Genomic DNA, 26340 nt, shown 5'->3' with positions numbered 1-26340 from the left:
AGGTCACGGCTGGTCACGGCAATTCGAGAGTCAGCAACCATTTGACTAGAGCCAGCCCGTCGGATCCACTACTTCGCCGTTGACCTGCACCTCAAAGTGCAGGTGGCATCCGGTGGAGGCTCCGGTGGTTCCGCTCAGTGCCACAACCTCGCCGCGCGAGACCGTCTGGCCCTCAGTCACATTGAAGGACGACAGGTGGTTGTACGTGGTCTCCAGGCCGTTTCCGTGGTCGATCACCACACGGTTGCCGCCGCCGAACTGGTGCCAGCCTACAAACGTCACGGTGCCGGTGGCGGCCGCGAGAACTGAGGTCCCGCACTGGGCAACGTAGTCCTGCCCGCGGTGGAAGTCGCCGGAACCACCCGTGATGGGGCTGACGCGGTAACCGAAGGGCGAGGCTGTGGTCAGCGACGCCAGCGGGGCGCCCAGGCTTCCGGTGGATGCGGCGCGGGAAACAGCGCCGGCGGACTGGGCGCTCAGGAGCTGCTTGAGCTTGCCGTCCGGATCCGCCTGGGTCACTACGGCCGAGCGGCTGAAGTCGATCTCCGCTCCGGCTTCGGCGGAGATAGCGGGCTGCGGGGTCACAGCGGTGGCCGCAACAGGCGCAAGGCCCGCCCCGTCGGTGGCCATGACCGGGCTGGTGGCCGGAACAGTCACGGTGAGCACCAGGCCGGTGGCAGCCAGTGCCATGCCGGCCTTCTGGCCGATGCCGCTCGCCGAGGCGAACTCGGTGATTTGCCGGAACGGACCCCGACGGCGCCGCGCATCACGGTGGAGATCGCGGGGGCGCTCCGTGTGGATGACTTCGGCGACGCGCGGTGCCGAAGCGGGGCCAGCGGCGCGGCGGCGCCCCCTGGAGGTCTGCATGGACAAGAAGGATTCCTCTCTGGAAAGCCTGCGAAGTTAGCTGTCGGATTCGGGTCAGAGAGTTCAAAGACCCGGCCCGCCGTAAGCAAGCTTCGGCACAGAGATATCCGCTGAGGGATTCCTTCACTGGAAGAGGCTTGCTGCTGACGGACTTCACCCCAAGGCAGTCCCCCGCTGCCGCTTGTGGTTCCCCCGCCTCTGCCAGTTAGTGACTCGTGCTCCTGATCCGCTGGCAGAGCTCGGCTCCGGATCAGGTAACGCTTTTGTATCAACGCTTGGTTCAACTATAGGGGCTTAAGGCCCTAGGTAACAATTCCGTTATCTTGGCGTTACCGGCGTCACACCGGGCGGTCCGGCCTTCCTAGCGAACGTGAACGAACACGTGCGCGGCAACCTCCGGCGGAAGTTCCAGAGCGCCTTCAATGCCGGGCACGCGGACCGAGATGTAGTCGCCCACACGTTCAAGGGTTACCGCCGCGCCTGGGCGGATGCCTCCCTCATCGAGCTGGGACAGCAGTTCCGGCTCCACCTGGATGGGCTCTGCCAACCGGCTGACCGTGACCTCCGACGCAGGCCCGTAGGACTTCATGGCTTCCAGGAGGCTCGTCACCGTATCGCTGGAGGCAAGTGCGGGCTGGCCACCAAGTGCGGCAAGGCCCGGAATCGGATTGCCGTACGGCGATTCGGTGGGATGGTCCAGCATCTCGTAGATGCGCCGCTCCACCCGCTCGCTCATCACGTGCTCCCAGCGGCAGGCTTCGTCGTGCACATAAGCCCAGTCCAGCCCGATCACGTCGGCCAGGAGCCGCTCGGCCAGGCGATGCTTGCGCATGACCTCGGTGGCGCGCTTGCGGCCGACTTCGGTGAGCTCCAGGTGCCGGTCGCCGGAGACCACCACCAGGCCGTCGCGCTCCATCCTGCCGATGGTCTGGGACACCGTGGGACCCGAGTGGCGCAGGCGTTCCGCGATACGGGCCCGCAGGGCAACGATGTTCTCTTCTTCCAGTTCCAGAATGGTCCGAAGGTACATCTCCGTAGTGTCGATCAGATCCGTCATCCAGCTCAGCTCCTCGAGCGCAGTACCTTGCGTTGTCCCACCGTATCGCTGTTCACCGCGACGTAGTCCGTTGGCTAGCTTAGCCTATTTTGACTTAGTCCGAATAGTTGGAAGCCGCCTGGCAACCCGTCTCAGTGGCTGGACTATGACGGTCCCGGTTCCCGCCGAATCAGCTGTTCAGGCAGAATGGGAAAGGCCTTCGATGCAGTCATTGCCGACTGCGCGCCAGCGACCATCCACCCGTTCGGACCTAAGCGCGTCCACGCCGAAATTGGAGCCCCCGTGAGCGAACCAAGCATCACTATTCCTGCCGATCTCCTCCCCAAGGACGGGCGGTTCGGCGCCGGACCTTCAAAAGTCCGCCAGGAGCAGATTGATGCGCTGTCCGCCGCATCGAAGAACGTCCTGGGCACCTCGCACCGGCAGGCTCCGGTCAAGAACCTCGTCGGTTCAGTGCGCGAGGGCCTCAGCCAGTTCTTCCGCGCCCCGGAAGGATATGAGGTTATCCTGGGCGTGGGCGGTTCCACGGCGTTCTGGGATGTTGCCAGCTTCGGCCTGGTGGAGCAGAAGGCCCAGCATTTGTCCTTCGGTGAGTTCGGTTCCAAGTTTGCGGCCGCCACCAACAAGGCACCGTTCCTGGACGCCTCCTCCATCATCAAGTCCGAGCCCGGCACCCGGCCGGTGGCGCAGGCAGAGGCCGGTGTGGACGTGTATGCCTGGCCGCAGAACGAGACCTCCACGGGCGTGTACGCACCGGTCAAGCGGGTGGCAGGCGCGGATGAGGATGCACTGGTGCTGGTGGATGCCACCTCCGCAGCCGGCGGCCTGGACGTCGATGTGGCTGAGAGCGACGTCTACTACTTTGCCCCGCAGAAGAACTTTGCCTCCGACGGCGGACTGTGGCTTGGCCTGTTCTCCCCTGCTGCGCTGGAACGCGCCGCACGGGTCAAGGCAAGCGGCCGCTGGATTCCCGATTTCCTGGACCTGCAGACCGCCATTGACAACTCACGCCTCAACCAGACGTACAACACCCCGTCCCTGTCCACCCTGGTGACATTGGACGCCCAGGTGCAGTGGCTGAACTCAAACGGCGGGCTGGACTTCGCCGCGGCCCGGACAGCCGACTCGGCAGGGCGCATCTACAGCTGGGCCGACGCCGCCGAGTTCGCCACCCCCTTTGTCGCCAACCCGGATGAGCGCTCGAACGTCATTGCCACCATTGACTTCGACGAATCAGTGGATGCCGCCGTCGTAGCCAAGGTCCTGCGCGCCAACGGCATCGTGGACACGGAGCCGTACCGGAAGCTGGGCCGCAACCAGCTCCGGATTGCCACGTTCGTTGCCATCGAGCCTGACGACGTCTCCGCACTGCTGGCCAGCATCGACTACGTGGTGGGCGAGCTCCGCAAGTAGCCTTTCCTTAAGTACGACGGCGCCGCCCGGGTTTCGCCCGGACGGCGCCGTTTGTGTATCCCGGCAAGGGGACGTTCAGCAGTTACTCGCTGCCGGCGTCGTTCGCCGTCGCCTGCGTGGCAGGATCATCCGTGAAATCGGCATCGGCGGCGTCGGATTCCGTGAAACCGGCATCGGCGTCAGGTTCGGCAACAGCAGCGACGGAAACTGCCGGTGCGGTTTCTTCAGATTCGGAGGCTTCCCGTTCCTGCTGCTGCTCGTCCTCCGGACGGACGCGCTCAGCCCACGGCACCCATTCAGGAGCGAGGATCGAATCCTCGGACGGCAGCAGGCCCAGCTCGCTAACGGTGACCACCTTGGAGCGGGAGTTACGGGTTACCACCGCATACCATTGCCAGCCGGCGTAGCCGGCGAGCTTCGACTCGAACAGGTGCGTGACCAAACGGTCGCCTTCGCTCTTGGCTGCGAGGTGCCGCCCGATGTCCCCGGCGGCCGTGATGCCCTCCAGCGCGGTGCGGGCCGTATCGACGGCACCGGCAAGGAAGGCGTCCGGCTTGCCGGTCCGCCATACCGGCACGCCTGCCCGGCGCTTTGGCGCGTTCCTGGCTACCGCCGGGGCTGTTCCCGCTGCAGGAGCCGTCGCGGCACCTGCAGCGTCGTGCACCTGCGTCTGCGGCTGTTCAGCTTCCGGACTCATCGGCTGCTAAACGTCCAGCTCGTCGGCAACCTTACGCAGGGCAGCCGCGATTGCCTTGCCCTTGTTGCCTTCCGGGTATTTGCCTTTGGACAGCGTGCCGGACAGATTGTCCAGCACGCTCACCAGGTCCTGGACCAGCGGTGCGAGGTCCCGGGCGGCGGGCCGCTTTGCCTTGGCGATGGACGGCGTCTTGTCCAGAACCCGCAGGCCCAGGGCCTGGGCGCCCTTGCGTCCGTCGGCCACGCCGAATTCCACTCGGGTGCCGGCCTTGAGCTCCGTCACGCCCTCGGGCAGCGCCGATTTGGGCAGGAAAACCTCCTGGCCGTCCTCGCCTGCCAGGAACCCGAAGCCCTTGTCCTTGTCATACCACTTGACCTTGCCGGTAGGCACGTAATCAACCTTCTTCTGCTGTCATGAGACACGGCCAGCCGCCACCGCATCCGCATTGTTGTGCGGGTTCAAGGTATGGCTGCTCTAAACCGTGTTGGTCTATATCCTTCAAGGTTATCCTGCCCGGTGCCCTATTCACGCTTCCAACAGGGCCGGGCAACAGCGTTCACGCCGGGTGCCCGGAGCGCTGTAGCGTTACATTCATGACACCCTCGCGCTACCGGCGGCCCATCATGATCGCGGCCGCAGTCATTGCAGTGCTTTCCCTGGTGGCCGTGGGAGCAGTGATGGCCCTCGCTTTTGCCGGGTCGGTGGCGCCGTCATTGGTAACGTACGCGGCACTGTATGGCCTGCCGGTAGCGTTTCTCCTCATGCTCTTCCTCGTCCTGGACAGTGTTGCCGGGCGGCGCCGGGCAGGAAAGCCGGACCAGCGGTAACGTTGGGACTGATGTCCCTCATACGCGCGCTCGGCAAGGATCTGGAGTCACGCAGCGACGACTCGTTGCGTGCGCTTTTCGCCGCGCGGCCGGACCTGATCTCCCCTGCTGTTCCCGATTTCTCCGCCCTCGCTGCCCGCGCAAGTTCCCGGGTCAGCGTCCAACGGGCCCTTGAACGGCTCAACCGGCCACAGATGCAGGTGCTGGAAACCCTTCACCTGTGCACCAACACGGATACCGAGCACAGTGCTTCGGCCGCGGGGCTGCGCAAGATGATCTCCGGTGCCACCGTGGCCACCGTCGAGCAGATCCTGGCCGGACTGCAGGAACTGGCACTGGTACACCGGGCGGCCCCGCCGCACGGGACGTCCGCCGCAGGCACCAGGCAGCACTACTACCTGCCGGTCGGGTGCCTCAAGGATGTTGTGGGACTCTACCCGGCCGGCCTTGGCCGGAGCTACACGGAACTGGTGCGCCTCCAGCCGGCGTTTGCCCAGCGCGTGGTCCAGCTGGTCTCCGAGCTGCACCACAGCGGCGCCGCCATCCAGGATGCAACCACCCCCATGGAGGCCGCCCTCGCCCTGCAGCACTGGACGTCCTCCCCCGAGGCGCTGAAGGGCATCCTCGCCGGTGCGCCGGAACGGACGACGGCGTTGCTCGGCAGGTTCCGCAACTGGGCCATGGGTGCCGTCCCCCAGGCGCAACGCAAGGCTTCCGTCACGACGGAAGGTTCCGACGCCGGGCCGATTGACTGGCTCCTGGCCCGCGGCCTGCTGGTACCGCTCGATGCGGCACACGTGGAACTGCCGCACAGCGTGGGACTGTCCCTGCGCGGTGGCGTGATCATCGACGACTTCGCCCTCACACCGCCCGTTCCGGAGCTGGGCCGGACCACTGCCATGCTGCGGAGGAATGCGGCGATGAGCGCCATTTCCGAAACGCTGCGGCTGGTGGGCGAACTTCTGCACGCCGTACGGGAACAGCCCCTGATGACGCTGCGCAGCGGCGGGGTGGGGGTACGGGAAACCCGCCGGCTTGCCGATCTGCTCCGCGTTGAGCAGGCGCGGGTTGGGTTGCTGCTGGAGCTGTGCGGGCTCGCGGGCCTGATACGGCTGGATGTGGACTCGTCGTCCTGGGTCCAGCCGCCGGAGCTGGAGTGGCTTGGACTGCCCCGGCAGGAGCAATGGCTGTGGCTGGTAAACGCCTGGCTGGCCAGCGAGCGGGTCCCGTCCCTGGTGGGCCAGCCCGTCAATGGCGCCCAGGGGCTGCCGGCGGCACACCGCACCGCCTCCGGCAGCACCATCGTGCCGCTGTCCGCCGAGCCCCAGCGCCCCGACGCCCCGGTGATCCGCAAGCGCATCCTGGAGATACTGCACGAACTCACCACCGAAGCCTCGGCGCAGGATGGAGCGGCTCCCGTGCTGGACACCGCCGCCGTCCTCCAGCGCGCCGAGTGGGCCCAGCCCCGGATGGCGCGGCGGTTCAGCTCGCTGATCCGCGGCGTCCTGGCGGAGGCCGAACTGCTTGGACTGGTGGGGTCCGGGGCGCTGACGCAATTGGGCAGCGCCTTCGCGGAGGACCGACCGGACGCGGCCCTGTCGATCCTGGGAGAACACCTTCCGGCTGCCTTGAACCATGTGCTCCTGCAGGCGGACCTCACCGCTGTTGCACCCGGATACCTCGCCCCTGAACTGACCGAAAAGCTCCTTGTCATGGCCGACGCCGAGGGCCAGGGGCCCGCCACCATCTACAGGTTCACGGACAGTTCCATCCGCCGCGCGCTCGATTCCGGCTATGACGCGCCGGGGCTGCTGGAGTTCCTGCGGGAGCACTCCGCCACCGCCGTACCCCAGCCGCTCGAGTACCTGGTGGAGGACACCGCCTCACGCCACGGCCGCGTGCGCGTGGGGCAGGCGGCCAGCTTTATCCAGAGCGAGGACGAGGCGGCCTTGCTCGAGCTCCTGTCCGGGCCCAAGGCGGCCGGGCTGGGGCTGGTCAGGATTGCGCCCACGGTCCTCATCTCCACGGCACCGCCGCGGCAGGCAGCCCAGGTTCTGCGGAGCCTGGGGCTGTCCCCTGCCGTGGAAGGAGCTGAGGATCCTGCCATCCGGCTCCGGAGGAACCCCGTTCCGCAGGAAAGCCTCCGGCCCGTCTATACGCCGCCCCGCTCGGCTCCTGCTGATGAAGACGTGGATGCCCAGCTGGCGGTACTGCGCCAGGCGGGTGCCGCCGTCGTACGCCATCCCAGCGGTGACCAGGCCGGTGAAGTGGCCACCCAGCTGGGGCTGGAGGTACTGCAGCGGGCCATCCGGCTGAAGCAGCGGATCAGCATGAACGTGGTGGACAGCCTTGGGAATGCCAACCTTGAAGTTGTTGTTCCCCTATCCGTAAGCGGCGGACGCGTCCGGGTCTTTGACCCAGCAAAGGAGACAGAGCGCGTCCTGTCCATCCACCGGATCATCGATGTTGAGGCTGCGGAGGAACTGCGCCAGTGAAGGACTCCCCCGCGTGAACGACGGACCCCTGATCGTCCAAAGCGATAAAACCATCCTCCTTGAGGTGGACCACGAGCTGGCCACCGAGGCGCGGCATGCCATCGCCCCGTTCGCGGAGCTGGAACGGGCACCCGAGCACATGCACAGCTACCGGCTCACGCCGCTGGGCCTGTGGAACGCCCGCGCCGCGGGACTGGACGCGGAAAAGGTGCTGGACACCCTGCTGAAGTACTCCCGGTTCCCCGTGCCGCATTCGCTGCTGATCGATATCGAGGAGACGATGTCCAGGTACGGCCGGCTCCGCCTGGAAAAGGATCCCCAGCACGGCCTGGTGATGCGAACGGACGACTACCCGGTCCTGGAGGAAGTAATCAGGGCCAAGAAGATCCAACCCCTGCTGGGGCCCCGGATCGACGGCGAAACGGTGGTGGTGCACGCGTCCCAGCGAGGCCAGCTCAAGCAGCTCCTGCTCAAGATCGGCTGGCCCGCGGAGGACCTGGCGGGTTATGTGGACGGCACACCGCACCTGATCGCACTGAACGAGGACGGCTGGCAGCTGCGGCCCTACCAGCGGCTGGCCAGCGAGAATTTCTGGGCCGGCGGCAGCGGTGTGGTGGTGCTGCCCTGCGGTGCCGGCAAGACCCTGGTGGGGGCGGCAGCCATGGCCACCGGTTCCACCACCACCCTGATCCTGGTCACCAACACCGTTGCGGCACGGCAGTGGAAGGACGAGCTCCTGAAGCGCACGTCCCTGACCGACGACGAGATTGGTGAATACTCCGGCTCCGTCAAGGAAATCCGTCCGGTCACCATCGCCACCTACCAGGTCCTGACAACCCGGCGCGGAGGCCTGTATCCGCACTTGGAACTGGTGGACGGCCACGACTGGGGCCTGATCATCTACGACGAAGTCCACCTGCTGCCGGCCCCGATCTTCCGGATGACGGCGGACCTGCAGGCGCGCCGCCGGCTCGGGCTGACCGCCACCCTGGTTCGGGAGGACGGCCGGGAAGGCGAGGTGTTCAGCCTGATCGGGCCCAAACGCTACGACGCACCCTGGAAGGACATCGAGTCCCAGGGGTACATCGCCCCTGCCGACTGCGTGGAGGTCCGCGTGGACCTGCCCAAGGATGAGCGGGTGGCGTACGCCATGGCGGACGACGCCGACAAGTACCGGCTGTGTTCCACCTCCGAGTCCAAGACACAGGTGGTGGAGGAGCTGGTCGCCCGGCATGCCGGGGAACAGCTGCTGGTGATCGGGCAGTACATCGACCAGCTGGATGACCTTGGGGGGCGCCTGGGAGCGCCGGTCATCAAGGGCGACACCTCCGTGAAAGTCCGCCAGCGGCTTTTCGATGAATTCCGTGCTGGAGACATCCAGACGCTCGTGGTGTCCAAGGTTGCCAACTTCTCCATCGACCTGCCCGAAGCCTCCGTGGCCATCCAGGTGTCCGGCTCCTTCGGGTCCCGGCAGGAGGAGGCCCAGCGGCTGGGGAGGCTGCTGCGGCCCAAGAAGGACGGCCGGGCAGCCCGCTTCTATTCGTTGGTGGCGCGGGACACTTTAGATCAGGATTTCGCAGCGAAGCGCCAGCGGTTCCTGGCCGAACAGGGCTACGCGTACCGGATCATGGACGCCAAGGACGTCGGCCAGCCCGGCTAGGGCTAGTCGTGCAGGGCGGCGGTGCCGGGTGCACACTGGAGTAGTGCACGCCAGCAAAACCCCTGTGGTTCCCCTTCCCGGCCAGGAATCGGTGTGGGACTATCCGCGGCCGCCCAGAGTGGAACCAAGCAACGAGCGGATCCGGATCATCCTGGGCGGGGAACTGGTCCTGGACACCACACACTCGCTCCGGGTGCTTGAAACGAGCCACCCGCCCGTCTACTACTTTTGCCGGCAAGACTTCCGGCCAGGATCCCTCATCCCTGCGGAGGGCAGCAGCTTCTGTGAGTTCAAGGGCACGGCCAGCTACCTGAGCGTCCTCGGCGGCGGCCTGGCCGCGGAAAGGGCCGCGTGGTTCTATCCGGAGCCCATGGACGGCTACGCGGAGCTCGCGGACCGGGTGGCCGTTTATCCCGGGAAAATGGACTACTGCGAGGTGGACGGCGAGCGCGTGCGTCCGCAGGCCGGCGGCTTCTACGGTGGTTGGATCACCAGCCGGGTGGTTGGCCCATTCAAGGGCGGACCGGGAACGATGGGGTGGTAGGCAGTTTTCAGTAAACGTCCAGACAACTCCCAGTGACTGGGAGCATGATGGGAGTATGAACAAGACCGGTCCCGAAGCCAAGCTCCTCGTCGTCGACGACGAACCGAACATCCGCGAGCTGCTCTCCACCTCGCTGCGTTTCGCCGGGTTCGAGGTTGTCTCCGCCGCCAACGGCCGGGACGCGCTGGCCGCCGCGGATACGCACGCCCCTGACCTGGCTGTGCTGGACGTCATGCTTCCGGACATGGACGGGTTCACGGTGACCCGGAAGCTCCGCGCCTCCGGCAAGCACTTCCCCGTCCTCTTTCTGACGGCCAAGGACGACACCGAGGACAAGGTCACCGGACTGACGGTGGGCGGCGACGACTACGTCACCAAGCCGTTCAGCCTGGACGAGGTGGTGGCCCGGATCCGCGCCGTGCTGCGCCGCACGCAGCCGCTGCTGGACGACGACGCCGTCATCCGCGTGGGAGACCTCGAGCTCGACGACGACGCCCACGAGGTGCGCCGCGGCGGCACCGTAATCGAGCTCTCCCCCACCGAGTTCAAACTGCTGCGCTACCTCATGCTCAATCCCAACCGTGTGCTGTCCAAGTCACAGATCCTGGACCACGTGTGGGAGTACGACTTCAACGGCGATGCGTCCATCGTTGAGTCCTACATCTCCTACCTCCGGCGGAAGGTGGACATCGATCCCGAGGCGCCGGCCCTGATCCAGACAAAGCGCGGTGTGGGCTACGTGCTCCGGACGGCAGAAAAGCGCTGACCTTGCTGGAACGGTGGAAGTCCTCCTCCCTGAGGACGCAGCTGGTGGCCATGATCATGGCCCTGCTGATCGTGGCACTGACGGTGACCGGGGCCGGCACCCTCGCGCTGCTGCACAGCTACCTGCAGGGCCAGGTGGACGAGAAGCTGAACGCGGCTGTGGGGGTTGCGCGGAAACAGGGCTCCTTCAGCCAGCTGCAGGCACCCAATCCGGTGCCCACGGATTACTCCCTGATCCTGTTTGCCCCCGGCGAGGAACCCATTCCGTTCGGCGGCGACCCCGATATCCATCCCGACATTAAGTCCATGTCGGTGGTGGCAGCGCAGGCACGGGGCGTGGTGCCGTACCAGGTCCGCGGCACGGACGGCGAGAACTGGCGGGTTGTCGCCGTTCCGGTCCAGACCAACCAGGGCGCCGGAGTGGTGGTCATTGGTCTGCCGCTGCAGAGCGTGGACGATGTCCTCAAACACGCCAGCCTGGTGGTGACCGGCGTTGGTCTGCTCACCCTGCTGCTGGCCTCCCTGATAGCCTCCTGGACGGTGTCCCGGTCCTTCCGGCCCCTGGCCAGGGTGGAAAAGACGGCGGCAGCCATTGCCGCCGGTGACCTGTCCCGGCGCGTGGAGGTGGAAAATCCAGCCACGGAACTCGGCAGGCTCAGCAGTTCGCTGAATGCCATGCTTGCGCACATCGAAACGGCGTTTGCGGCCCGCACCGCCTCGGAAGCGAGGATGCGGCGGTTTGCCGCCGACGCTTCCCACGAACTGCGCACGCCGTTGGTGACCATCCGTGGCTTTTCGGAGCTGTACCGGCATGGTGCCCTGGCAACCGACGAGGATGTGGCCACCGCCATGGGCCGGATCGAAAGCGAAGCCAAGCGCATGGGCTCCATGGTGGAGGACCTGCTGCTGCTGGCCCGGCTTGATGAGCAGCGGCCGCTGCAGCAAAAGCCGGTGGACCTGCAGCTGATAGCGCACGACGCCGTGGTGGACACCCAGGCCAGCGACCGTTCCCGCGTCATTTCACTGACCGGGCTCGACGGCGGCCCCGCCTCCCCGGCGCCAGTGCTCGGCGACGAAGCCAAGCTTCGCCAGGTGGTGGGCAACCTCGTGGGCAACGCCCTCCGGTATACCCCGGAGGGCAGCCCCATCGAACTGGCCGTGGGTGTCCGGAGCACCAACAACGAAGCCTTTTCCATCATCGAGGTCCGCGACCACGGGCCCGGGATATCGGACGAGGACGCCTCCAAGGTGTTTGAACGGTTTTACCGGGCGGACACCTCGCGTACCCGCGAAACAGGAGGAAGCGGACTGGGCCTGGCCATTGTGGCCGCGATCGTGGGCTCCCACGGCGGATCAGTCCGGGTTGCCCAGACCGACGGCGGCGGGGCCACCCTGGTGGTCAGCCTGCCCTGCCGTGAGGACAATCCTCAGCAGGCCGATGCCACCGGCAGCGACGGCGAGGTTATCCACATATAGCGATCCCCCTTGGCGCGGGACACGCCCGCGTTCCTAGGCTCGTTGCAAGCACCCGGAAAGGCCGGGCGGGGAAGCTTCTGCTGCCCACCATCGCGAAAGGCACTGCCATGAGCATCATTTCCGTCGATACCGAGCTGCTGCAGCTGAAATCCGCCAACGTCCAGGCCACCGTGGACAGGATCAGCGCTGATGTCCAGACCATGAAGCACGGACTGGACGAACTCCAGGGCTCCTGGCGCGGCTCTGCGGCAACCAACTTCCAGGCCCTGATAGCCGAGTGGACTCTCACTCAGGGCAGGGTTGAGGCCGCCCTGGCTTCCATCAACGCAGCCCTGGCATCCGCAGCCGCCACCTACGCCCAGGCGGAACAGGGCAACACCCAGCGTTTCAGCTAGGCCGCGGGCCGTGCGCGTTTTACGCCTCCGGTGTTCCCTGGTGGAATCGCAGGCGCCAGCGGTCTCCGTCCAGGACCCACAGCGAACTCCGAAGGACGGTTCCCGAGCGGGCGAAGCTCCGGTAGGTCAGGAGGACTGCACCCGTACCAATCCGGTCTGCGCCCAGGATCTCGATGTCGGTCCGCTCCCCCGGGTCCTCCTCCAGTGCCATCATCATCGCGTCGCGCGTCCACACCCGTCCTGAACTGCCGATCTCCATGAAATCAGGGTGCAGCAGGACGGCCGTGCGGCCGATGTCACCGCGCACCAACGGCCCAAGCAGCTCGCGCTCCAGCTCCTCCACGAGGGCTTCGGGCGGAGAGGCCTGCCGCTTGGCTTCAGCGACGTCGAAAGCGTCGTTTTCGAGCTGGCTGAACAGATCCGGTTCGTCCAGGCTCCCCGGGGGCAGGGCGCCTTGTGTTCTTGTAGATTCGGCAGCACCCTGGGGGGTCACTGCCGGCTGCGTCCCTGTGCCCTGCCGCGCCTCCGCGGTTGCCTTCGCGGGCCGGGAGGCCGTGGCACCTGCCGAAATGGGGTGGTGCCCGCCCGGGAAACCCGGGCCCGAGCGCGCGGCGACGCCTTGCTGATAGGCCGTGGCCGCAGCGCGGGCGCGTTCATCCGCCGCCTCATTCAGGTCGTGCCCGGCGTGGCCCTTGACCCACTCGAATGTGTACTTTCGGCCTGCAAGCTCCCGGTCCAGCTCCTTCAGGAGCTCAACGTTCAGGACGGGTTTGCCGTCGGCCTTGCGCCAGCCTTTGCGCTTCCATCCCGGCATCCACTTGGTGATGGAGTTGATGACGTATTGGCTGTCGCAGAGGATGTGCAGGTCCTCCTCCGGGAGGTGGGCAGTGGCGCGCAGGAGGTCAAGCACCGCCATCAATTCACCCTGGTTGTTGGTCCCGTGGGGCCACCCGCCGGCGCGCCAGCAGTCGTCATTCACGTACCAGGCCCAGCCGGCCGGGCCGGGATTTCCCAAGGCCGAACCGTCAGCCGCTGCAGTAATCGTCACCGGTCCATCCTCCCAGACCGGCACGACAATGATGGCACGTACCGGCTTTCCCGTCGCCTGGGCGAAGCGGCGGCGGCCGAGAAAACGTTTACCGAAAGTTCTTGACGCGCGGGAACCGTTCGGGAAACAATCTCAGTACTACTCGAGAAAACGCTTTCCTAATCCTGAGCCGAGGACGCTTTGGGTAGGGAAGGCGGCATTCAGGAAGGCACATCAATGACGATTCGGACTGTCAGCCGGCGGAAATTCCAACTCGGCGCAGCGGCCCTGGCTCTTTCCATCCTCGCCACCGGCTGCGGAGCCCCAGGCGGCTCCGGCGGCGACGGACAGGTCACCCTCCGCTTCGCGTGGTGGGGCAATGAGTACCTCAATGCACAGACCGAAAAGGTCATCGCCGCTTTCGAGGCGGAACACCCCAACATCAACATCGAATCAGAACCGGGCGAGTGGTCCAGCTACTGGGACAAGCTCGCCACCAAGACTGCAGCGAATGACGCGCCGGACGTCATCCAGATGGACCAGAAATACATCGCCGAGTACGGCGGGCGGGGCGCCCTCCTGGACCTCGGAAAACAGGACGGGATCGACACTTCAAAGCTGGATAAGGAAGCCCTGGCGTCGGGCCAGTACGACGGTGCGCAGTACGGTTTGAGCACCGGCCAGAATGCCTATGTCATCATGGCCAACACCAAGGTTTTCGAGGCCGCGGGCGTGCCACTCCCGGACGACACCACCTGGACCTGGGACGACTACATGGACACGGCGTCGAAGATCAGCGCAGCCGGCGACGGAAAGAACTACGGTGCCGCATACGGCAGCAACGAAGCGGACCTGATCATTTGGCTGCGGCAGCACGGCGAAAACCTGTACTCTGCCGACGGCAAGCTGGACTTCGACACGGCGACGGCTGCATCCTTCTGGGAACGCCTGAAGGAGCAACGCGACTCCAAGGTAAGCCCTCCGGCAACGGTGGCCACCGAGGACTCGGGCGCCGGCCTGGAGGAAAGCCTGTTCGGCACCAACAGGGTTGGCATGGCCTGGTGGTGGACCAACCAGCTGGGTTCACTGGAATCCACCACGGGCAGCAGCATCAAGATGCTCCGCGCCCCCAGCATTCACGGGTCCGCCGCGGACAACGGGATGTACTACAAGCCCACAATGTTCTGGTCGGCTTCATCACGCTCCAAGCATCCCGAGGAGACCGCCACCTTCATCAACTACCTGACCAACAGTCCCGAGGCCGGCGCCATCCTGATGACGGACCGGGGCGTGCCCACCAACGCGGAGATTGTGGAAAGCATTACCCCCGACCTGAAGCCAGCAGACACCACGGTGGTGTCCTTCCTCAAGGACATTGCCCCGGACATGAAGGAAGCACCCCCGGTCCCGCCGGTGGGGGCTGGCAGCGTGCAGAACGTCATCAAGCGGTACACGGACGAAGTGCTCTACGACCGCCTCACTCCCCAGGCTGCCGCCGAAGCCTTCAAGAAGGAAGTCGAAGGGATGCTCTCCAGCGCACGGAAGTAGCGGCCCCGGTCCTCGAAAAATCCAGCCAAGAAAAAATGCGGCCCCTCGAAAAGAGGGGCCGCATTTCTTATAGCTGCGGGACTGGCCCGGCAGGAAGGCTAGAAGCCGCCCATGCCGCCCATCTCGTCGCCGCCGCCAACGGGAGCGGGGTTCTTCTCCGGCTTGTCGGCCACGACTGCTTCAGTGGTGAGGAACAGGCCGGCGATGGAGGCCGCGTTCTGCAGGGCAGAGCGGGTCACCTTGACGGGGTCGTTCACTCCGGCAGCCAGCAGGTCGGTGTATTCACCGGTTGCGGCGTTCAGGCCGTGGCCTGCGGGGAGGCCGCGGACCTTGTCCACCACCACGCCGGGCTCCATGCCTGCGTTGAAGGCAATCTGCTTCAGCGGGGCGTCGATGGCAACACGGACGATGTTGGCGCCGGTTGCTTCGTCGCCGGAGAGCTGCAGGTTGGCGAATGCCTTTGCGCCGGCCTGGATGAGGGCTACGCCGCCACCGGCGACGATGCCTTCTTCAACGGCAGCCTTTGCGTTGCGCACGGCGTCCTCGATGCGGTGCTTGCGCTCCTTGAGCTCAACCTCGGTTGCGGCACCGGCCTTGATGACTGCGACACCGCCGGCCAGCTTGGCCAGGCGCTCCTGCAGCTTCTCGCGGTCGTAGTCGGAGTCGGAGTTTTCGATCTCGGCGCGGATCTGGGAAACGCGGCCGGCGATCTGGTCGGCGTCGCCTGCACCCTCGACGATGGTGGTCTCGTCCTTGGTCACAACAACCTTGCGGGCCTTGCCCAGCAGCTCCAGGCCGGCGTTCTCCAGCTTCAGGCCGACTTCCTCGGAGATGACCTGGCCGCCGGTGAGCACGGCGATGTCGGCGAGCTGTGCCTTGCGGCGGTCACCGAAGCCCGGAGCCTTGACGGCGACGGACTTGAACGTGCCGCGGATCTTGTTGACGATCAGGGTGGCCAGGGCCTCGCCCTCGATGTCTTCGGCGATGATCAGCAGCGGCTTGTTGGACTGCATGACCTTTTCGAGGACAGCAACCAGTTCCTTGACGTTGGAGATCTTGGAGTTGACGATCAGGATGTACGGGTCCTCGAGGACCGTTTCCTGGCGCTCTGCGTCCGTGACGAAGTAAGCGGAGATGTAGCCCTTGTCGAAGCGCATGCCTTCGGTGAGTTCGAGCTCCAGGCCGAAGGTGTTGGATTCCTCGACCGTGATGACGCCTTCCTTGCCAACCTTGTCCAGGGCTTCGGCAATAAGCGCACCGATTTCGTCGTCGCCGGCGGAGATCGAGGCCGTGGCGGCGATCTCTTCCTTGGTTTCGATTTCCTTGGCGGAGTTCAGCAGCTCGGCGGTGACAGCGTCAACAGCCTTTTCGATGCCGCGCTTCAGGGACAGCGGGTCGGCGCCGGCGGCAACGTTGCGCAGGCCTTCCTTGACCAGGGCCTGGGCCAGCACGGTAGCGGTGGTGGTGCCGTCGCCTGCGACGTCATCCGTCTTCTTGGCAACTTCCTTGACCAGCTCGGCGCCGATCTTCTCGTAGGGATCGTCCAGCTCGATCTCCTTGGCGATGGAAACACCATCGTTGGTGATCGTGGGGGCGCCCCACTTCTTTTCGAGGACGACGTTGCGTCCACGCGGGCCGAGGGTGACCTTAACGGCGTCGGCGAGGGTGTTCAGGCCCCGCTCAAGGCCGCGGCGTGCCTCTTCATCAAATGCAATGATCTTGGCCATAACGGCAGTGGTCCTTTCGGGACGGTCGTTAAGAATGAACCTTCGCTGCAGTGCCCGCGACGGACGGTCCTTTGCCGGCGGCCTCTGTATGCCTCCGGGTGCGGACCTCACTCCAGTTAGGTGTTTCTTGGCTCCTAGCCCGATGCCGCGCACCGCCTGGTTGAAACAGGCCTTGCGTTAGCAGTCGGTACGTCAGAGTGCTAAGTCAATAATTAGCACTCCCTACGTGAGAGTGCAAGCGAAAGGCGATTGAAGCAGCGGCCGTCCGAGGAGTATTCGCTGACGGCGATCAGCGCGTCAGTTTCCGCTGCGCCCCGCTGTTTCGCTGCCGCTCGGTGCCGGCAGGTTGTCGGCACCATACGTGAAGACCCTGAAGTTCGCGGTGGTGATGTCTCCGTTGGCGTCGAACGCGACGGGGCCGGATTCGCCGTCGTAATTGATCTCATCACCCGCTGCCAGCCCCGTGACGCAGCCCTTGTAGGTGGAGCAGGCGGGAGCCTCGGCGGAACCGCCGGCAGCGCCGCCGGACACGTTGATGAGGTTGGCGGCGATGGAACGACCGGCGTCGTCCTGTGCCCGGGCCGCGGCCAGCGCCGCCAGGGTGACGGCGTCGTAGGCCTCGGCGGCGAAGGAAAGATCCTTCAATTGGCCGTCGACGGCGAGCAGCCGTTCCTGGAATCCGGCGGAGGGAAGCTGTCCGGGGACCACGGCACGGGCGCCCTCCAGTGCCTTGGCGCCCAGCTTGGACCCGTACCGGGCGAAGGCTCCATCGCTGAGGATGATGCGGGAGCCGGCGATCCCGGCACTGTCCAGTTCCGCGAGTGCGCCCTGGGCGCCTTCGCGGGCCACCAGGATCACGGCATCGGCACCGGCCTCCCTTGCCGCGCCGGCGGCCCGGCCCGCCTCCCCCGGAGGGAACTCCTCGGTTGCCGCAACGTCCAGTCCGGCCTGGCCCGCTGCTTCGGAAATGGCGACGGCGACGTCCTTGCCGTAGGCGCCTTCCTGGTACACCACGGAAACGGAGGCAGCACCGGCATTCTTCGCAAGCTTCACCAGGACGGGTGCCTGGGCGACGTCCGCGGCGGCCGTGCGGAAGTAGTAACCGCCGGAGTCCGCGCCGGTAAGTCCTGCAGCCGTGTTGGCCGGCGAGATCAGCGGTGTCCTGGCCCGGGAGAGAACATCAATTACAGCGGTTGCGTGGCTCGAATCGGTGGGTCCTACGACAACGTCTGCCTTGCCGGCCACCAGTGCATGTGCCTGTGCCGCGGCATCCTGGCCCGACTCGACCGGCAGGAGTTCCACCGGCCTGCCCTTGTGGCCGCCGGTCGCGTTGATCTCCCTGACCGCGAGCCTGGCCGCGGCAAGCTGGGAGTCATTGAGGAAACTGCTGTCACCGGTGTTGTCCAGGACCAGGCCAACCCGCAGGATGCCGTCGCCTGACGCCTCGACTGACTCTACGCGGACGTTGCCGGTGACTCCGGAACAGGCAGTGGCAGCCAGGAGGGCACACGTGGAGAGGGCGAGCGCCGGACGGATATGGACGGCGGAAACGGGGAAATGCTTCACTCGGCCGGCCGGACGCTTTCGGCCTGCGGGCCCTTCTCGCCTTCGCCGACTTCAAGCTCAACGCGCTGCCCCTCATCCAGCGCGCGGTAGCCCTCACCCAGAATGGCGGACCAGTGGACAAAGATGTCGTCGCCGGATCCGTCAACGGTGATGAAGCCGTAGCCCTTTTCCGCGTTGAACCATTTCACGGTTCCCAGTGCCATGCTGACCAACTCTTTCCGTTGAGACCGGGGACTCAGGAGCCCGAATGATGCTTGCCTGCCCCGAACCGGACCCTGGACTTCACTTTAGCCAATGCCTGCCTGGCGCTGCAGGTGTCCGGGAGTGGAGCCGGGAATAGTTATTTACGCGTGACCGGCCGGACCGGGGACGCTCACCGGTAACCGGGTCCCAGCACCACAACCAGGGGAACCTGGAAGTCCGTGCTGCTGACCAGCGTGGGGACGCCTAGCAGCCGCGCGAGGGCCTGGGCGTTGGCCAGCTGTTCAGGTCCGGCGTAGAAGATGGTGGAACCCTGCTGCGGCGCTCCGGCCCAGTTGCCAACCTGCCCCAGGGTCCAGCCGTCCGCCTGGACGGTTCCGCCCACCCGGCCCGCCAGGCCTGCCGCTCCGGTGGCGTTGTAGACGGCAACGGGCTGGGTCCGGTCAAGGAAGACCTGCGCCTGCGCCGCGGTGGTGGCTTCGGGAACAGCCTCGGCACTGGGCGATGGCCCGGTCGACGCCGATGGCGTGGCTTCCGCAGTAGGTTCCGGGGTGCTTTCAGGACTGGCCGAAGGCGTTGTCCCCGTTTCCGCCAGCGGGGCCGCTTCCTGGCTGGAAGATACCTGGGCACCCGTGCCGCTGAAGCCAAGTTTCGGAAGGATCAGGAAAGACACCAGCCCGATGGCCAGCGCCGCCACCCCTACTGCCAGGATGGGCCAGAGACGTACCCGCGAGGGCGCAGAAGCAGTGCGGTGGACACCTTGCCGCTGGGGGTTTTCCGGGACCTTGTCGAATTCGTCGCGGGCGTATCTGGTCATGGCTGACTTCCTTGGGAATTGCGGCTGGGGGCGCGGGTGGTCCTAGGTGTCGGAGCCCAGGCGCCGGGCGGTCCGGGCACGGTGGCGGGACGTACGTAGTCTACGCAGTCTTTTGACCAGCATGGGATCGTGGGCGAGTGCATCCTCGCGGTCGATCAGGGCGTTCAGCAGCTGGTAGTAGTGGGTGGCAGAGAGGTCGAAGAGCTCCCGGATGGCCTGTTCCTTTGCCCCGGCGTACTTCCACCACTGACGCTCAAGCGCCAGCACCTGCTGCTCGCGTTCATTGAGCGGGGACTCGCGCAGCGTGAAGTCCGCCAGCAGGGTGTTCCGTGGTTCCTGCGCCGGCAATTCCTCGGGCAGATGTTCCCGGGCCGGTTCCGCCACGGCACACTCCTTCGAGGTCTAGGGGAAAATGTCTTACCCCCATGCTACGGACGAATAACAGCCTTGTCATTTGCGTCGGCGAGGGCCGGGACCCGCATCCGAGCCTAAGTGCCGCCGCTCGCCTGCAAGAATGGGACGGTGCCTGAATCAGACGCCTTGTTCGAATTGGAGCAGGACCCCGCCGGAATGGAAGAGTTCGCCGAACTCGCGCGGCGCCCGCTGACGGACCTCGTGGCTCCGGACTGGGCCGAGGCGCTGGCGGGGGTGGAACCCGAGCTTCGCGCCGTCCTCGGCTTCCTGGCAGATGAGGTGGCGGCCGGGCACCAGGTGCTGCCGTCGCCGTCGAACGTCCTGCGCGCGTTCCGCCAGCCCCTTGCCGGTGTGAAGGTCCTGGTGGTGGGCCAGGACCCCTACCCGACGCCGGGTCACGCCGTCGGCCTCTCATTCTCCGTTGACAGGCGCACGCGGCCCATCCCCCGCAGCCTCGCGAACATCTACCGCGAACTGGAGGCGGACCTTGGCATCCCAGCCCGGGTGCACGGCGACCTTTCCGCCTGGGCGGAGCAGGGTGTGCTGCTGCTGAACCGGGTGATGACCGTGCGTGCCGGTTCCGCCGGTTCCCACCGCGGCAAGGGCTGGGAGAAAATTACGACGGCGGCCGTCGCCGCGGTCGCCGCCCGGCAGTCCCCGTACGGCGCGCCCTTGCCGCTGGTGGCCTTGTTGTGGGGCAAGGAAGCCGAATCAGTCCGTCCGCTGCTTGGTGATACCCCGGTGGTGTCCAGCGCCCATCCGAGTCCGCTGTCGGCGTCCCGCGGCTTCTTCGGCTCCCGGCCCTTCAGCCAGGTCAACCGGCTCCTCCGGGAGCAGGGCGCCCGGGACGTAACCTGGGAGCTTCCGCCAGTTCCTTTAGCTTAGGCTTACCTTATGAGCATTGTTCCTGCCGCCACCAGCGCCACCAAGAAGAGCCGCCCCCAGATCAATTTGGAGGTCCTCCGCCGGGAACAGCTCTCGCCGCACATGGTCCGCATCGTGGCTGGTGGCCCGGGCTTTGCTGACTTTGTCAACAACGGCTTCGTGGACCGGTACGTGAAGATTGTCTTTCCGCAGCCCGGCGTCCAGTACCCGTCTCCCCTGGACCTATGGAGCATCCGGGAAACCATGCCGCGCGAGCAGTGGCCCTATACGCGCACGTACACCCTGCGCTGGGTTGATCCGGCCGCCCGGGAACTTGCCATCGACTTTGTGGTGCACGGCGACGACGGGCTGGCCGGCCCTTGGGCGGCCAAGGCACAGCCCGGCGATCCCATCACCTTCACCGGCCCGGGCGGCGCCTACAATCCCAACCCGGAGGCCGGCTGGTACCTTTTTGCCGGCGACGAGGCAGCCCTGCCCGCCATCGCCGCGTGCCTCGAGGCACTGCCTCCGGAGGCGACAGGCCTGGCCTTCCTTGAAGTGGATTCCGACGCCGACGTGCAGCCGCTCACCGCACCGGCAGGCGTGGAAATCACCTGGCTGTTCCGTAACGGCGTACCGGCCGGGTCCAGCGACCAGCTGGTCAGCGCTGTGGCCGGCGCCGAATGGCCTGGTGGCACGGTGGACGTTTTCGCGCACGGCGAGCGGGGCTACATGAAGGCCCTCCGGGAAGTCTTCTTTACCCAGCGCGGCCTGGAACGCAGGCAGGTTTCGCTATCCGGCTACTGGGCGCAGGGACGCGTGGAGGACGTGTTCCAGGCCGAAAAGAAGCTTCCGGTCGGCCAGATCTGACCTTCGGCACCGTCAGCCGGAACCTGCCGCGTGCCGGGTCAGCGCCGGCGGGCGCGGCGCCGCTCGTTGCTTGCCAGGCTCCGGGTCAGTGGCCGCGCCAGGGTGTCGCCCAGGACGATTCCCCCGGCCGTTCCCAGCACAATCGCGCCCGCGCTGAGCATACCCCCGGCACCCAGAAGGATCTCGGCTTCCTCGATGGTGAGTACGTACATGGAGCGGAAAATGGTGAGGCCCGGGAGCAGGATCAGCGCCGCGGGGACTGCCACCACCAGCTGCGGCGCGCCCAGGCGGAGGGCGACCACGCGTGCCAGCAGGCCGATCACCACGGCAGCAAGGGCCGGTGAAAAGCGGTCACCGATGCCGAGCAGCCCGCCGCCAAGCAGGACGAAGTAGCCTGCGACGCCCACAGCCGCGGTGGGCAGCAGGAGCTGCCAGCTGGTCTGTTCCGTGATGCAGATGGCCATCACAGCCACCGCCACGAAGATGACCAGGACCCACAGATCGTAGGCCGGCGGGAACGTCTGCGTGACGTCGATCCGCGGCATCCCCGTCAGTTCACCCACCACAAACGCGACGGCGATGCCGGCCACGATGGCGCCGAAGGTCAGCAGTGTTGAGAGGAACCGTCCGGCCGCCGTGACGGGGAACCCGTTGATGGCGTCCTGCACGGACGAGACAAGGCGACCTGTCGGGAGCAGCAGGAGGATGCCGCCCACCACTACGATCGCCGGCGAGTTGGTCAAGCCGAACTGCCAGAGCAGGAGGGCCAGCTGGGTCACCACGAAGGAGCAGCTGGCGGTAATGAAGAAGTCCGGCACCCGCCAGCGTCCCAGCTGGCGCGCCAGCAGGCTGATGCCGATATTGGCAACGAACGCGATGGCCGAGGCCACCGGGCCGCCGCCCAGCACGCCCACGAACGCCGCCGCGAAAATACCGAAGGCCACCGTGACCATCCAGCGCGGAAAGGGCTTGGGGCTGGTGATCGCCTCATTCAGCCTGCGGATGGCCTCATCCCGGCCCACTCCCCCGGCCACAATGTCCGTCACCAGCTGGTGCACTTTGGCCAGGCCGGCATAGTTGTTGGTCCAGGACCGCACCACGCGCAGCAGCGCAATGGGCGTCTGGTCCTTGGGCGCGTAATTGATGCCCACGGACTGGTTGGTGATGTCCACCTCGATGTTTTTCAGCCCCAGCGCCGCGGTGACAGCGATGATGCTGGTTTCCACCTCCAGCGCGCCGGCACCGTACCGGAACATGGTTTCAGCCAGGTGCAGGGCGAAGTCAAGCGTCTTGCGCGCGGAGGTGTCCACGCCGCCCACCTGGATGGTGGGGTTTGCATAAGGACTGCCAGCCAGCCGGTCCACGATGCTCAACGGCGCCGTCGGCGGGTTTTCACCCTGGACCAGGCGGCGCAGCATCTTCTTCGCCGCAGCATCTTGCCGCAGTTCGGCAGCGGTCAGCGCCTGCGTCTTTGGCAGGCCGTCGGTGTGAGGCCGAACCCCGGAAGACTGGGCACCGGAAAGCTGGGCCCCGGAACGTCCGTCTCCGGCCCGCTCCGGTCCTGTGGCGGCGGGTTCAGGCTTTGCAGGGTCAGATTTCGCCCGTTGCGGGCGGCCTGCCGCCGGGCTCCCGGGTCGGTCAGTCAAGGGTCCCTCCTCCCTGTGCGGTGTGGACTGTGCCGTGGCGTGGACTGCCCGTCAGGATGTACGCCTGCCGGGCAACCTGCCCAGTACCGTGCGGGCCGCCGCAACGGCCCCGCGCGCAAGCCGGTTCGCGTGGAACACGGCAGGCCTGACGGGCATCGCGAAGTCACCCACCAGCTGGACCACCTCGCCGCCGAAGCCCTTCTTGAACTCGTAGCCGCCGTGGCCTTCCTGGTCCTGGCCGGAGATGCCAAACGTTCCGTAGAAGTTGTAGCGCGGATAGCCCTTTTCCAGGGCGTGCAGCATCATGCCCCAATACAGCGACGTGGCGCCGTTGAAGTAGATGTAATCCTGGACGGTGCCGCCGATCACGCAGACCACCTCATCGCCGTAGCAAACGAAGTGGATGGCGGCCACCGTGGCAACGCCCACGGAGTCCGGGAACCGCTCAATGTCCTTGAGGCTGCGCTCATAACTGTCCACCAGGTCCTGGACCACCTTGAGCCGGTTGGCTTTCTTCTTGCTGCCAGTCTCTTCCACTTCGCGGCGGAGGTCGGCGGCAGTGGCGGACTCACTGGCCAGGCGGTCGCTGATGGACTTGCGGTAGGCCGGGATGTCGATCTTGGCCATCATGAGCTTGGTGAACTCAGGGGACGTGCTGCGGAGCAGATGCTCGTAGTAGGCCCGCTCGCGGTAGACGAACCCCTTTTCGTCCCCGGCCCGGCTGAGCGCGGCGTAGAAGTCGTCCAGCGTTTCCAGCGTGGCCTGCTCGAGGAACACGCCGTTCTTCTCTGCCTTCCGGATTGCCTTCCGGGTGCGGTAGCTGGTGCTCATGATCAGCTCTTCCGCGTCCTGGATGCCCTGGAGGCTCTTGATGAACATCCAGTTGACGTTCACGAAGTCCATGTCCAGTCCCTGGTGCCGGAATCCCAGCCCTTCCAGCTGAGCCACGAGCGGACGGTTGTCCAGCACCTCGGGGTGTTCTGCACCGTCCTCGTCCCGGGCGATGTAGTGGATGTTTGGGGAGATGCGCAGCTCGGCTGCTTTGCGTTCGCGGGCACGCTTCCGCAGGAGTCCGACGACGGCGGTCACCAGTTCCCGGTCCGCGTAGTCCATCAGGGGCCCCTTGGCGCATTCGGACACGGTGTAGCCCAGGCGGGTGGTGGTGTAGTTCAGCTTTCCGGCCGCCACGAGTTCGCCGTCCCTGCGTACCCCGAAGAGTTCCACTTCCTGGCCGCGGGCTCGCTGGAACCTGGCAAAGTCGACGGATTGCAGGAAGCTGTTCTGCGGATGCTTCAGGGCGAATGCCTCGAACTCGGCATCGCTGAGGACTGCGGGCTCAAGGCCGGTGGCCGTGGGAACTGGATTCAAGGGGCTTACCTTCTTCGGTGTTCTCGCGGCGTGGCAGGGGCCGCGGTGCGGGAGGGGCTTGAGGCGGCGCACTGCTGGCGCTGGCGGCCGCGGGACGGGTGGGGGTCAGTAGAACTGCTGGCCGGTCCGCGCCGTTTCGATCCGGCGGAACACCCTTTCTGCGCCCTTGACCCAGAGACGGTGCCGCAGTGGCGAGAGCACGTAGTCGTGGCAGCCCACAAAGTCCGTGACCGTCTTGGTGAAGCTGGTTTTGAACATTCCCATGCCGTAGAGGTTGTGGCTCTTGTCCTTGATGCGGGAGGACGGAGGTGTGCCGCAGAAGTCGTATTCGGTGCAGCCAAGTTCCTGCATGCGCCGGATTGCTGTCCACTGGACCAGGTGCGAGTCGCCGTACTGTTTGCGGTTCTGGGTGGAGCCGCCGTCTTTGTAGGTCGCTTTGGCGCCGTAGTTGATCACGAAGGCGCCCACGCTGGGCTTGCCGTCCTCGTAGGCAAAGAAGAAGTTCCCCTGGCCCCGGTTGCAGAATTCGTCCCAGAAGGCGGCGTAGTACTCGTAGCTGCGCAGAGGCATCGAGCCCTTGGCCTTGACCGTGTCCGCCATGAGGTCGTACAGGGCGCGGTACGTTTCCGGCCCCTGTTCCTTGCGCACAACTTCGCAGCCTTCCCGCTCGGCCCGCCGGATGGCGTTGCGGGCGCGGGAAGAGATGTTCTTAAGGACCGTTTCCTCGGATCGGGAAATATCCAGCAGGGCGGTGGAGTCGTTGGACTGGATGTTCGGCGCCTTGACCAGTCCGGCGGCGGCTAGCTGCGCCTGGGCATCAGCAGAGTCAATAATGTCCGGTTCGATCTTGATGGTGAAGACGTTGAGCTTGCGCCCACGGGCAAGTGCGGCACAGGCTTCCAAGGAGGCCTTTAGATCTTTCGGCGCGGCGAGGTCCGGGCCTTTGATGAGGTACCACAGCCGGCCGAGCACGGGGAACTTCTTTTCCAGTACCAGGTTGTAGCTGGCTGTTTCCCGGCTTTCCAGCACCAGGAAGCGGACCTTCCAGCCGCTGCCGTTTTTCACCGTGGCGTAGGCGGCCGACTGCAGCATGTTGCCGCCGTTCGGGTTGGCCGTGACGTGCTTGTCCCAGTTTTCAATTTCCTCGGCGGTGGCAAAACGTGCGGTGAATTCTCGCAAGGGGGCCGTGTCCAATCGGGTTGATGCGCGGTTTCGGTACTCGTGGATGTGTGCGGACATGCAGCCTCAAGTCTAAAGCCTGCAGCAGGACCGGCCTTCCGCCTTGACTCAGGCACCGGGGCTCGCAAGGGTGGGAGGATGCAGCCAGAACGGAAACAGCTGATGCCGCCGCCGGAGGAACGCGCCCAATCCCACCGCGGCAGCATCCAGGTGGCCGCGTTGGCCGGCTTCCTGGCAGCGTCCTTCCTGGTTGCGGCGCTGGGCGGGCTGGCCACCGCCAGCAACGTTGACGGCTGGTACGTCACAGCGGACAAGGCGCCCTGGTCCCCGCCGAACTTCTTGTTCGGGCCGGTATGGACTGTGCTGTACACGGCCATGGCTGTTGCGGCGTGGCTTGTCTGGCGGAAGCGGAGGGCGAACACCAGGCCAGCGCTGACCGCTTACGCCATCCAGCTTGTTCTCAACCTTGCCTGGACTCCGGTGTTCTTCGGCCTGTACCCCATGCTGGGTTCTGCGGCGTTATGGCTGGCACTGGCCATCATCCTGGCACTGATAGCCGCCGTCGCCATCACTGTCCTGCAGTTCGGTCCGATCAGCAGGGCCGCCGGCCTGCTCCTGCTTCCCTACGTGGCGTGGCTGGTGTTCGCTTCCACCTTGAACTGGTGGGCCGCCGTCCATAACTAGCTGCCGCCGGCCGTCCCATCGAGACACCGCAGGTCAGCATTCGACGACGTTGACGGCGAGGCCGCCCATGGCGGTTTCTTTGTATTTGTCGCTCATGTCCTTGCCGGTTTCGCGCATGGTGATGATGACTTCGTCCAGGGAGACGCGGTGCGTGCCGTCGCCCCAGAGCGCCATTTTCGCGGCGTTGATCGCTTTCGCGGCCGCGATCGCGTTCCGTTCGATGCAGGGCACCT

General features: G+C 65.9%; 26 protein-coding genes and 1 riboswitch. Of the genes, 12 read left to right on the top strand and 14 right to left on the bottom strand.

The genetic code is table 11. The features are described 5' to 3' along the window. Positions 1–45: 45 nt before the first annotated feature. Both AC5RU7_RS14460 and AC5RU7_RS14455 read right to left on the bottom strand, forming a co-directional pair. Positions 46–867 carry a M23 family metallopeptidase gene (locus AC5RU7_RS14460; RefSeq protein ID WP_494052908.1) on the bottom strand — a complete coding sequence of 274 codons (822 nt, stop codon included), beginning with the start codon at positions 865–867 and terminating at the stop codon, positions 46–48. Between the two features lie 10 nt (positions 868–877). Continuing rightward, positions 878–1097: riboswitch (cyclic di-AMP (ydaO/yuaA leader) on the bottom strand. 131 nt (positions 1098–1228) lie between these two features. Beyond that, positions 1229–1924 (bottom strand): iron-dependent transcriptional repressor DtxR, encoded by a 696-nt coding sequence (locus AC5RU7_RS14455; protein ID WP_494052813.1) that lies wholly within the window; start codon positions 1922–1924, stop codon positions 1229–1231. A gap of 282 nt (positions 1925–2206) precedes the next feature. Between AC5RU7_RS14455 and serC the strand changes: the two genes are divergently transcribed. Then, the gene (gene serC / locus AC5RU7_RS14450; RefSeq protein WP_494052812.1) at positions 2207–3337 is read left to right on the top strand and encodes a phosphoserine transaminase; all 1131 of its coding nucleotides are present in this window, start codon (positions 2207–2209) and stop codon (positions 3335–3337) included. Positions 3338–3419: 82 nt separating this feature from the next. On the opposite strand, the gene AC5RU7_RS14445 is transcribed toward serC, so the two are convergent. Together AC5RU7_RS14445 and AC5RU7_RS14440 are read right to left on the bottom strand one after the other, a co-directional pair. Next, a complete protein-coding gene (locus tag AC5RU7_RS14445) occupies positions 3420–4034 on the bottom strand; it encodes a DUF3027 domain-containing protein (RefSeq protein WP_494052811.1) in 615 nt (204 codons plus the stop codon). A gap of 6 nt (positions 4035–4040) precedes the next feature. Beyond that, positions 4041–4424, bottom strand: a complete 384-nt coding sequence (locus AC5RU7_RS14440; protein ID WP_494052810.1) for a cold-shock protein — start codon at positions 4422–4424, stop codon at positions 4041–4043. Positions 4425–4627: 203 nt separating this feature from the next. On the opposite strand from AC5RU7_RS14440, the gene AC5RU7_RS14435 reads away from it, so the two are divergent. From AC5RU7_RS14435 to AC5RU7_RS14405, 7 genes are all read left to right on the top strand, one after another. Then, the gene (locus AC5RU7_RS14435; RefSeq protein WP_494052809.1) at positions 4628–4861 is read left to right on the top strand and encodes a hypothetical protein; all 234 of its coding nucleotides are present in this window, start codon (positions 4628–4630) and stop codon (positions 4859–4861) included. Positions 4862–4872: 11 nt separating this feature from the next. Then, positions 4873–7356: a helicase-associated domain-containing protein gene (locus AC5RU7_RS14430; RefSeq protein ID WP_494052808.1), complete on the top strand. Its 2484-nt coding sequence runs from the start codon at positions 4873–4875 to the stop codon at positions 7354–7356. A gap of 13 nt (positions 7357–7369) precedes the next feature. Continuing rightward, positions 7370–9016: a DNA repair helicase XPB gene (locus AC5RU7_RS14425; RefSeq protein ID WP_494052807.1), complete on the top strand. Its 1647-nt coding sequence runs from the start codon at positions 7370–7372 to the stop codon at positions 9014–9016. Between the two features lie 43 nt (positions 9017–9059). Further along, a complete protein-coding gene (locus tag AC5RU7_RS14420) occupies positions 9060–9560 on the top strand; it encodes a DUF427 domain-containing protein (RefSeq protein WP_494052806.1) in 501 nt (166 codons plus the stop codon). 55 nt (positions 9561–9615) lie between these two features. Continuing rightward, complete coding sequence (locus AC5RU7_RS14415; RefSeq protein ID WP_009358145.1) at positions 9616–10326, top strand: response regulator transcription factor; 711 nt, start codon at positions 9616–9618, stop codon at positions 10324–10326. Positions 10327–10328: 2 nt separating this feature from the next. Further along, positions 10329–11801 carry a sensor histidine kinase gene (locus AC5RU7_RS14410; RefSeq protein WP_494052805.1) on the top strand — a complete coding sequence of 491 codons (1473 nt, stop codon included), beginning with the start codon at positions 10329–10331 and terminating at the stop codon, positions 11799–11801. Between the two features lie 107 nt (positions 11802–11908). Then, positions 11909–12196, top strand: coding sequence for a WXG100 family type VII secretion target (locus tag AC5RU7_RS14405; protein WP_494052804.1), 288 nt, complete (start codon positions 11909–11911; stop codon positions 12194–12196). A 19-nt stretch (positions 12197–12215) separates the two neighbouring features. Here AC5RU7_RS14405 and AC5RU7_RS14400 read toward each other — a convergent pair whose 3' ends face one another. After that, positions 12216–13244 (bottom strand): RNase H family protein, encoded by a 1029-nt coding sequence (locus AC5RU7_RS14400; protein WP_494052803.1) that lies wholly within the window; start codon positions 13242–13244, stop codon positions 12216–12218. 216 nt (positions 13245–13460) lie between these two features. On the opposite strand from AC5RU7_RS14400, the gene AC5RU7_RS14395 reads away from it, so the two are divergent. After that, a complete protein-coding gene (locus AC5RU7_RS14395) occupies positions 13461–14771 on the top strand; it encodes an ABC transporter substrate-binding protein (RefSeq protein WP_494052802.1) in 1311 nt (436 codons plus the stop codon). A gap of 98 nt (positions 14772–14869) precedes the next feature. On the opposite strand, the gene groL is transcribed toward AC5RU7_RS14395, so the two are convergent. The 5 genes from groL to AC5RU7_RS14370 all read right to left on the bottom strand — a co-directional run bounded on the left by groL (position 14870) and on the right by AC5RU7_RS14370 (position 19466). Then, positions 14870–16498 carry a chaperonin GroEL gene (gene groL / locus AC5RU7_RS14390; protein ID WP_138134342.1) on the bottom strand — a complete coding sequence of 543 codons (1629 nt, stop codon included), beginning with the start codon at positions 16496–16498 and terminating at the stop codon, positions 14870–14872. Positions 16499–16795: 297 nt separating this feature from the next. Further along, positions 16796–18064 (bottom strand): ABC transporter substrate-binding protein, encoded by a 1269-nt coding sequence (locus tag AC5RU7_RS14385; protein ID WP_494052801.1) that lies wholly within the window; start codon positions 18062–18064, stop codon positions 16796–16798. Continuing rightward, positions 18061–18267, bottom strand: coding sequence for a cold-shock protein (locus tag AC5RU7_RS14380; protein ID WP_494011715.1), 207 nt, complete (start codon positions 18265–18267; stop codon positions 18061–18063). The genes AC5RU7_RS14385 and AC5RU7_RS14380 overlap by 4 nt, the downstream gene beginning before the upstream one ends. Positions 18268–18437: 170 nt before the next feature. Further along, the gene (locus AC5RU7_RS14375; RefSeq protein ID WP_494052800.1) at positions 18438–19082 is read right to left on the bottom strand and encodes a LytR C-terminal domain-containing protein; all 645 of its coding nucleotides are present in this window, start codon (positions 19080–19082) and stop codon (positions 18438–18440) included. Between the two features lie 42 nt (positions 19083–19124). Then, a complete protein-coding gene (locus AC5RU7_RS14370) occupies positions 19125–19466 on the bottom strand; it encodes a DUF3263 domain-containing protein (protein ID WP_494052799.1) in 342 nt (113 codons plus the stop codon). A 138-nt stretch (positions 19467–19604) separates the two neighbouring features. Here AC5RU7_RS14370 and AC5RU7_RS14365 point away from each other — a divergent pair, with 138 nt between their 5' ends. Together AC5RU7_RS14365 and AC5RU7_RS14360 are read left to right on the top strand one after the other, a co-directional pair. Then, on the top strand, positions 19605–20381 hold the full coding sequence (locus AC5RU7_RS14365; RefSeq protein WP_494052798.1) for a uracil-DNA glycosylase: 777 nt from the start codon (positions 19605–19607) through the stop codon (positions 20379–20381). A 9-nt stretch (positions 20382–20390) separates the two neighbouring features. Beyond that, complete coding sequence (locus tag AC5RU7_RS14360; protein ID WP_494052797.1) at positions 20391–21230, top strand: siderophore-interacting protein; 840 nt, start codon at positions 20391–20393, stop codon at positions 21228–21230. Between the two features lie 38 nt (positions 21231–21268). Here AC5RU7_RS14360 and AC5RU7_RS14355 read toward each other — a convergent pair whose 3' ends face one another. The 3 genes from AC5RU7_RS14355 to AC5RU7_RS14345 form a co-directional block, all read right to left on the bottom strand. Continuing rightward, entirely contained in the window at positions 21269–22876 is a 1608-nt protein-coding gene (locus AC5RU7_RS14355) for a threonine/serine exporter family protein (RefSeq protein ID WP_494052796.1), read from the bottom strand. Between the two features lie 51 nt (positions 22877–22927). Then, the gene (locus tag AC5RU7_RS14350) at positions 22928–24244 is read right to left on the bottom strand and encodes a peptidoglycan bridge formation glycyltransferase FemA/FemB family protein (RefSeq protein ID WP_494052795.1); all 1317 of its coding nucleotides are present in this window, start codon (positions 24242–24244) and stop codon (positions 22928–22930) included. Between the two features lie 105 nt (positions 24245–24349). Beyond that, on the bottom strand, positions 24350–25483 hold the full coding sequence (locus AC5RU7_RS14345) for a lipid II:glycine glycyltransferase FemX (protein WP_494052794.1): 1134 nt from the start codon (positions 25481–25483) through the stop codon (positions 24350–24352). 102 nt (positions 25484–25585) lie between these two features. Between AC5RU7_RS14345 and AC5RU7_RS14340 the strand changes: the two genes are divergently transcribed. After that, complete coding sequence (locus AC5RU7_RS14340) at positions 25586–26107, top strand: TspO/MBR family protein (RefSeq protein ID WP_494052907.1); 522 nt, start codon at positions 25586–25588, stop codon at positions 26105–26107. A gap of 33 nt (positions 26108–26140) precedes the next feature. Here AC5RU7_RS14340 and AC5RU7_RS14335 read toward each other — a convergent pair. Beyond that, a partial coding sequence (locus AC5RU7_RS14335) for an L-serine ammonia-lyase, iron-sulfur-dependent, subunit alpha (RefSeq protein WP_494052793.1) occupies positions 26141–26340 on the bottom strand: 200 nt, incomplete at its 5' end.

The sequence above is a fragment of the Arthrobacter sp. K410C genome (assembly GCF_059090105.1).
This window is presented reverse-complemented; position numbering and strand designations above follow the sequence as displayed.